The sequence below is a fragment of the Mesorhizobium sp. M7A.F.Ca.US.007.01.2.1 genome, from assembly GCF_003998165.1.
In the GTDB taxonomy this organism is placed as follows: Bacteria; Pseudomonadota; Alphaproteobacteria; order Rhizobiales; family Rhizobiaceae; genus Mesorhizobium; species Mesorhizobium ciceri.
In genome coordinates, this window is record NZ_RZQP01000280.1 from 1 (window position 1) to 7143 (window position 7143).

7 protein-coding genes are annotated in these 7143 nt (G+C 63.9%); 3 read left to right on the forward strand and 4 right to left on the reverse strand.

Annotated elements, in window-relative coordinates:
* The first annotated feature begins 131 nt into the window (after positions 1–131).
* Positions 132–1349 carry a glutamine-hydrolyzing carbamoyl-phosphate synthase small subunit gene (gene carA, locus EN949_RS30950; RefSeq protein WP_063168786.1) on the forward strand — a complete coding sequence of 406 codons (1218 nt, stop codon included), beginning with the start codon at positions 132–134 and terminating at the stop codon, positions 1347–1349.
* Positions 1350–1422: 73 nt separating this feature from the next.
* Here carA and EN949_RS30955 read toward each other — a convergent pair whose 3' ends face one another.
* The 4 genes from EN949_RS30955 to mntR form a co-directional block, all read right to left on the reverse strand.
* On the reverse strand, positions 1423–2688 hold the full coding sequence (locus EN949_RS30955) for a TCR/Tet family MFS transporter (RefSeq protein WP_063168787.1): 1266 nt from the start codon (positions 2686–2688) through the stop codon (positions 1423–1425).
* A 156-nt stretch (positions 2689–2844) separates the two neighbouring features.
* Complete coding sequence (locus EN949_RS30960; protein WP_013530123.1) at positions 2845–3765, reverse strand: neutral zinc metallopeptidase; 921 nt, start codon at positions 3763–3765, stop codon at positions 2845–2847.
* Between the two features lie 199 nt (positions 3766–3964).
* On the reverse strand, positions 3965–4153 hold the full coding sequence (locus tag EN949_RS30965) for a hypothetical protein (protein WP_013530122.1): 189 nt from the start codon (positions 4151–4153) through the stop codon (positions 3965–3967).
* A gap of 89 nt (positions 4154–4242) precedes the next feature.
* Positions 4243–4692 (reverse strand): manganese-binding transcriptional regulator MntR, encoded by a 450-nt coding sequence (mntR, locus tag EN949_RS30970; RefSeq protein WP_024504117.1) that lies wholly within the window; start codon positions 4690–4692, stop codon positions 4243–4245.
* A 235-nt stretch (positions 4693–4927) separates the two neighbouring features.
* On the opposite strand from mntR, the gene EN949_RS30975 reads away from it, so the two are divergent.
* Both EN949_RS30975 and EN949_RS30980 read left to right on the forward strand, forming a co-directional pair.
* Complete coding sequence (locus tag EN949_RS30975; protein WP_013530120.1) at positions 4928–6292, forward strand: Nramp family divalent metal transporter; 1365 nt, start codon at positions 4928–4930, stop codon at positions 6290–6292.
* Positions 6293–6379: 87 nt separating this feature from the next.
* Positions 6380–7143, forward strand: a 764-nt coding sequence (locus EN949_RS30980; RefSeq protein WP_164782593.1) for a protein-L-isoaspartate O-methyltransferase, incomplete at its 3' end; no start/stop codon positions are given.

The window sequence follows — 7143 nt, forward strand, 5'->3', positions numbered from 1 at the left end:
CCCCTATGTACTGGGCCTTGCATGAACGGAAATTTGACTGCGTGGAAGCCGCGAAATCGCCGCTTCGCGCCGTTTGCCGCGCAGATGGCCCGCCGGGCCGGTTGCAGCGCGCGGCCTGACAGGAGTGCCGCATGGCCGAGATGACGCCCGCCTTGACCCCCGCTTGGGCCACGGAAAAGCCGACCGCCCTTCTGGTGCTGGCCGACGGTACCGTCATCGAAGGTCGCGGTCTCGGCGCCACCGGCTCCGCTGTCGCCGAAGTCTGCTTCAACACGGCGCTGACCGGCTATCAGGAAATCCTCACCGATCCGTCCTATGCCGGCCAGATCGTCACCTTCACCTTCCCGCATATCGGCAACATCGGCACCAATGACGAGGACATCGAGGATCTCAATCCGCTCGCCCGCGCCGGCGCCGTCGGCGCCGTGTTCAAGGCCGATGTCACCAACCCGTCCAACTACCGTGCCGGCACTGGTCTCGACCAGTGGCTGAAGAAGCGCGGCATCGTCGCTTTGTCGGGCATCGACACCCGCGCGCTCACCGCGCTGATCCGTGAAAAGGGCATGCCCAACGCCGTCATCGCGCATGCGCCCGATGGCGTGTTCGACATCGACGATCTGAAGCGCCGCGCCGCCGCATGGTCGGGCCTGATCGGGCTGGATCTCGCCAAGGAGGTTACGTCGGGCCAGTCCTCGGTCTGGCGCGAGACACCCTGGGTGTGGAACGAAGGCTTTGGCGAACAGATCGAACCGACAATGCACGTCGTCGCCATCGACTACGGCGTCAAACGCAACATCTTGCGCCTGCTCGCCGGCCTCGGCGCCAAGGTCACCGTGGTGCCGGCCAAGTCCGGCGCCGAGGAAATCCTCGCCATGCAGCCGGACGGCATTTTTCTCTCCAACGGCCCCGGCGACCCGGAAGCCACCGGCGACTATGCCGTACCGGTCATCCGGGATCTGCTGAAGACCGACATCCCGGTGTTCGGCATCTGCCTTGGCCACCAGATGCTGGCGCTGGCGCTGGGCGGCAAGACCGCCAAGATGCACCAGGGCCATCACGGCGCCAACCATCCGGTCAAGGACCACACCACCGGCAAGGTCGAGATCGTCTCGATGAACCACGGCTTTGCCGTGGATGCCGACTCGCTGCCATCAGGCGTCGAGGAAACCCACGTCTCGCTGTTCGACGGTTCGAATTGCGGCATCACCCTGACCGGCCGGCCGGTGTTCTCGGTCCAGCATCACCCCGAGGCTTCGCCCGGCCCGCAGGATTCACACTACCTGTTCCGCCGCTTCGTCAATTTGATCCGCGAAAAGCGCGGTGAGGAATTGCTGGCCGAACGGGCTTAGCGCGATCCGGTAGCGCCGCCCCTCATTGCCCTGCCGGGATGGCCCTCCCTGGTGAGCGCAATGCGGTTGTGACTCACACCTGTGCTCCATCCTCAGCGACACCGGTGGCGACATTCGTGCGCGCTGCCGGCCTCGCAACTTTCGTCACAAAGACGATGACCGCCAGCGTCAGGAAGCACGCTCCCAGCAGATAGGGCGCGCCGCCGAAGGTCACCGGCGCGCTTGGCCCGGTGAACCAGGAAAAGATCGCCGTGTAGAGCAGCGGCGTGATGATCGAGGTGATCGAGAAGATCGAGGTCATCGCGCCCTGCAGTTCGCCTTGCGCCGAAGGCGGCACCTTGGCGGCGGCGAGGCTCCGCAGCGGCGGGTCGGCCAGCGCTTCCAGGCAGCCGACGACGATCACCGCATAGATCATCCAGCCTTGCGACGCGAAGGCGTAGCCGAAGGCGCTGGCTGCCGTGAATGTCAGGCCGATGACTGCGGTCTTCCACTCGCCAAGCCTAGGGATGACGCGCGGCAGCACCGTCGCCATGACGATCGCGCCGCACAGGCCAAAGGCGCCGAGCGAGAAGCCGATCTGCTGCTCGCTCCAGCCATAGCGGTAGCTGGAGACGAACGACCAGACCGCCGGATACATCATATGCCCGAGCGTCATCAGGAAGAAGACAAGCCCGATCCAGCCGATGCCTTGATATTGGCGCATCTGCAGAAGCGTGCCGACCGGGTTGGCGCGTTTCCACTCGAAGCGGCGGCGGTGCTTGTCATCGAGCGTTTCCGGCAGGAAAAACAAAGCGATGAGGAAATTCACGAAGGCGAGCCCGGCGGCGAAATAGAACGGCACGCGCGGCCCGAACGTGCCGAGCAGCCCGCCCAGAACCGGCCCGATGACGAAGCCGACGCCAAATGCGATGCCGAGCAGGCCGAAATTCTTAGCCCGATTGTCATCGTTCGAGATGTCGGCGATGAAGGCCGATGTCGTCGAATAGCTGGCGCCCGAAATGCCGGCCAGCACGCGCCCGATGAACAGCATCGGGTAGGACCAGGCGACGGCGCAGATCAGATTGTCGATGGAGAAGGTCAGCACCGATGCGAGCAGGATCGGCCGCCGCCCGAACCGGTCGCTCAAGCCGCCCATGATCGGTGCGAAGAAGAACTGCATCGCCGCATAGACGAAGAACAGCCAGCCGCCTTCGATCGCCGCGCCGCTGATGCTGACCCCGGTCAATTCCCGGAGATAGGCCGGCAGCACCGGCATGATCATGCCGAAGCCGATAATGTCGAGCAGCAGCGTGGTGAAGACGAGCGCAAGGCCCCGTCTGGCGGTTTTGGGGTCGATCATGCAGGATCAAGCTCCTCTGCTCGCCCTCAGGCGCAGGCGGACGCACCTTATAGGCGAGCTCGCGGAAAGGAACAATGCAGGAACAGGCCGAATCTATTCATCCTGACACCACCTGACGGCAGCATCGCCGGCAGGTGAAGCTCGACAACGGTCTGGTCAGATCGGCCCACTCAGCGTGTTGCAATCCGACAGCTTGCCGCTCTTGTAACCACGCGCCAGCCAGGTCTGCCGCTGCTGCGAGGTGCCGTGGTTGAAGCTTTCCGGCACGACATAGCCCTGCATCTTCTTCTGCAGCGTGTCGTCGCCGATCTGCTTGGCGGCGTTCAGCGCGCTTTCGATGTCGCCCTGCTCCAATATGCCTTTCTGTCCGGTGTAGTGGGCCCACACACCGGCAAAGCAGTCGGCCTGAAGCTCGATTCGCACCGACATCTGGTTGGCCTCGACCTCGCCCATGCTCTGCCGCATCTGGTTGAACTTGGACATGATGCCGGTCAGGTTCTGCACATGATGGCCGATTTCATGCGCGATCACATAGGCGCGGGCAAATTCGCCCGAAGCGCCGAACTGCTGGTCGAGTTGCTGGAAGAAGGTCATGTCCAGATAGACCTTGTGGTCGCCGGGACAATAGAACGGTCCGGCCGCCGCGGAGGCAAAGCCGCAGGCCGAGCGCACCTGGCCGGAAAACAGCACCAGCTTGGGATCCTCGTAGGTCAATCCCTGCGACTTGAAGATGCCGGTCCAGGTGTCCTCGGTCTCGGCCAGCACGGTCGCCACGAACTGCTTCATCTCGTCATTGGCCGGTGTGGCACCGTTGTCCTGGCCGCTATTGTCGGTGATCTGGCCGCCGCCGCCCGGCAGCAGGCCGCCGTCGCCACCGCCCAGGATCGTCGAAGGATCGAAGCCGAAATACCATCCGGCCAGCACCACCAGGATGACGAGGAAGATGCTGCCGCCGCCACCGGTACGGCCGCCGATCGGAATGCGGAACTGGCCACCGCCGCCGCCGAGTCCGCCGCCGCCGCTGTCGCTGCGGTCGTCCTCGATATTGTCACTCTGACGACGGCCCTTCCAGAGCATGGCAACTCCTCGTGCAGCAAACCTCCCCGTTGCTCCGGGGCGACAAACAATTATCTCAACGGTTGCGCCAAGTCACAGCATTTTTCGATGGCCTTTTTGGCCACACGGGTTGCCTTGCGGCCAAGTTCGTTGTGGCGAGCGGCTCGGCGTGGCAATCGTCCCCGTGGCCTACAGCCGATCACGTAAGCCCGACAGAGAGCTAATCTTCCTGCTTGGCGCCGGCGCTCTTGCCGTCGGAGCTCTTCGAACGCTCCTCGAAACGCGCCGCGCCCTTTTTCAGCGGATGGCCGGTTTCGGCTTCGGTCTTGCGCTCATCCCTGGCCGCCGCCTGTTTCAGTCCCTCGGCTGCCTGCTTGCCCTTTGCCGCCGGCGTTTGTTCGATGCCCATCGTTTCCTCCCTTTCGCGCGCCAATCGCACGGATCTGGTGCAAACGTGTCTGGCGTGCGACGGTTCCGGCGACGCGGGAACTCTGGCGCTCAGCGCGCCGTCATCGCCTTGCGGAAGGCTTCCAGCGTCTCGGCGCTGACATGGTGCTCGATGCCCTCGGCATCGATGCGCGCTGTCTCCGCACTGACACCGAGCGAGCGCAAGAAAGCTTCCACCGTCTGGTGGCGGATGCGGCTTTCCTCCGCGACTTTGCGGCCGGCTTCGGTCAGGAACACGCCACGATAGGGCTTTCTCGACACCAGACCGTCGGCGCACAGCCTGGTCAGCATCTTGGCCACCGTCGGCTGCGCGACGCCGAGCCGTGCGGCGATGTCGACCTGACGCGCCTCGTTGCCGTCTTCGATCAGGTCGGCGATCAGCTCGACATAATCCTCGACCAACGCACTGCGGCGCGCTTCGCGCTGCTGCCGGAAGCCCTCCGAATGAATTTCGGCGTCGAGCAGCGGCTCGCGCGGAACTGGTCTGTTCTTCAGCACCAATACGCGCTCCTCCCAGGACTATTTGCCATCCATGCTTTCATAGCACGGGCTCTGATTCTTCAGGCCGTTTATTTGCATTCCGCCACAGGTGCAACCGGGGCTTCCGATTGCCGCTTCACCCGATGACCGCGAGCCGGATAAAAAGCAACGACAATGAAATATAGCATATTGCATAATGTTGAGCCATGGCATAGCTTAAGCCAACATCGTCCAGTCTCGCGGAAAGCCCTCCTTCATGTCCGAAGCCGAAGCCACAGCCTCCCGTTCCTCATGGCGGTTCGCCAGGCCCGACGAGGACGAGCAGCCCAGCCTGCGCGAAGTCAATTCCTCTATCGCCGTGCCGAACTCGGGCGTCTGGTTCCGTCGCCTGTTCGCCTTCATGGGTCCCGGCTACATGGTCTCGGTCGGCTATATGGACCCCGGCAACTGGGCGACCGACCTCGCCGGCGGCGCCCAGTTCGGTTACACGCTGCTGTTCATCATCATGCTGTCCAACCTGATGGCGATCCTTTTGCAGGCGCTGGCGGCACGGCTCGGCATCGCCACCGGCCGCGACCTCGCCCAGGCCTGCCGGGCCTATTATCCCCGGCCGGTGAACTTCGTGCTGTGGATCGCCTGCGAGCTGGCCATCATCGCCTGCGACCTGGCCGAAGTCATCGGCACCGCGATCGCATTGCAGCTTCTGTTCGGCATTCCGCTGATCGGCGGCGCCATGCTGACGGCGCTCGATGCCTTCCTCGTGCTGCTCCTGATGAACAAGGGGTTTCGCTATCTCGAAGCCTTCGTCATCGCGCTTTTGATCATCATCTTCAGCTGCTTCGCCATCCAGATCTTCGTCGCCGCCCCGCCGGCCGGTTCGATCCTGCATGCCATGTTCGTGCCGTCGTCGGAAATCGTCACCAATCCGGCGATGCTCTACATCGCCATCGGCATCATCGGCGCCACCGTCATGCCGCATAATCTCTATCTGCACTCCTCGATCGTGCAGACCCGCGCCTATGAACGCACCGACAAGGGCAAGCGCGACGCCATCAAATGGGCAACGACGGACTCGACCATCGCCCTGATGCTGGCTTTGTTCGTCAACGCCTCGATCCTGATCGTGTCCGCGGTCGCCTTTCACAACACCGGCCACCAGGACGTCGCAGAGATCGGCCAGGCCTTCGAGCTGCTGTCGCCGCTGCTCGGCCTCGGCATCGCCTCGATCCTGTTCGCTGTGGCGCTGCTGGCTTCCGGCCTGAACTCGACGGTGACGGCCACGCTCGCCGGCCAGATTGTTATGGAAGGCTTCCTGCGCCTGCGCATCCCCAACTGGGCACGCCGGCTGCTGACGCGCGGCCTCGCCATTATCCCGGTGGTGGTCGTCACCGCGCTCTATGGCGAAAAGGGCACCGGCCAGTTGCTGGTGTTCAGCCAGGTCATCCTGTCGATGCAACTGCCCTTCGCGGTCGTCCCGCTGGTGCAGTTCGTCTCCGACAAGAAGAAGATGGGCAATCTCGCCATTCCGCGCGGCGTCGCAGCCCTTGCCTGGGTGGTCGCCGCGATCATCCTGGTGCTCAACTTCAAGCTGCTCTACGACACCATGTTCGGGGTCGGCTGAGTTCCGCTTCGCCTGGAAACCAGCTGCCCTCTGCGCAGGGGGCAGCCTCGCGACAAATCGGCAATCCGCGCTATGTTTTCCGGCATCATGACCCGGATCGAAGACATCAGGAAATTCTACGCGCGGCTGCTGGCCGCCAATGCCGGCTCGCCCGACCCACGTCTGGAAGCGGCTTTCGCCGACGTGCCGCGCGAAGCGTTTCTCGGTCCCGGACCGTGGACGGTCGTCGCCGGCAACGGCAGGGTCACAACACCAAGCGCCGATCCGGCTCATATCTATCAGAACGTGCTGGTGGCGCTCGACGACGACAAGGGCATCAACAATGGCGAGCCATTCCTGCACGCCATGTGGATTGGAAAGCTTGAACCGAAACCCGGTGAGGCGGTTTGCCATATCGGCGCCGGCACCGGCTACTACACCGCCGTGCTGGCCCGGCTGGTTTCGCCAGGCGGCATCGTCACCGCTTTCGAACTCGACGAGAAGCTGGCCGATCTGGCGCGTCAAAATCTCGAAGCCTATGGCAATGCGACGGTGGTCCATGGCGATGCCGTGACGACGCCCCTGCCGCCATCCGACATCATCTATGTCAATGCCGGGGTCGCAGCGCCCCCGGCCGGATGGCTGAAGGCGCTGCGGCCAGGCGGCCGCATGATCTTTCCCTGGCGGCCGGCCGAGCGCGTCCCGCTGGCGGTGATGGTGACACGCACGCAAAAAGGCTTCGCCTGCGATCCGTTCATGCGGTCGTGGTTCATTCCCTGTGTCGGCGCCTCGGTCGCGGACCCCGCGGCGATGATCCCCACCGGCGAGCAGGCCGCGCGCAGCCGCTCGATCTGGCTGGCGCAGGACAGGGC

Bases quoted from the DNA above. Each gene is read 5' to 3' on its own strand.
- EN949_RS30975 (WP_013530120.1), top strand. From the start codon at position 4,928: ATGTCCGAAGCCGAAGCCACAGCCTCCCGTTCCTCATGGCGGTTCGCC.
- carA (WP_063168786.1), top strand. From the start codon at position 132: ATGGCCGAGATGACGCCCGCCTTGACCCCCGCTTGGGCCACGGAAAAG.
- EN949_RS30960 (WP_013530123.1), bottom strand. From the start codon at position 3,765: ATGCTCTGGAAGGGCCGTCGTCAGAGTGACAATATCGAGGACGACCGC.
- EN949_RS30965 (WP_013530122.1), bottom strand. From the start codon at position 4,153: ATGGGCATCGAACAAACGCCGGCGGCAAAGGGCAAGCAGGCAGCCGAG.
- EN949_RS30955 (WP_063168787.1), bottom strand. From the start codon at position 2,688: ATGATCGACCCCAAAACCGCCAGACGGGGCCTTGCGCTCGTCTTCACC.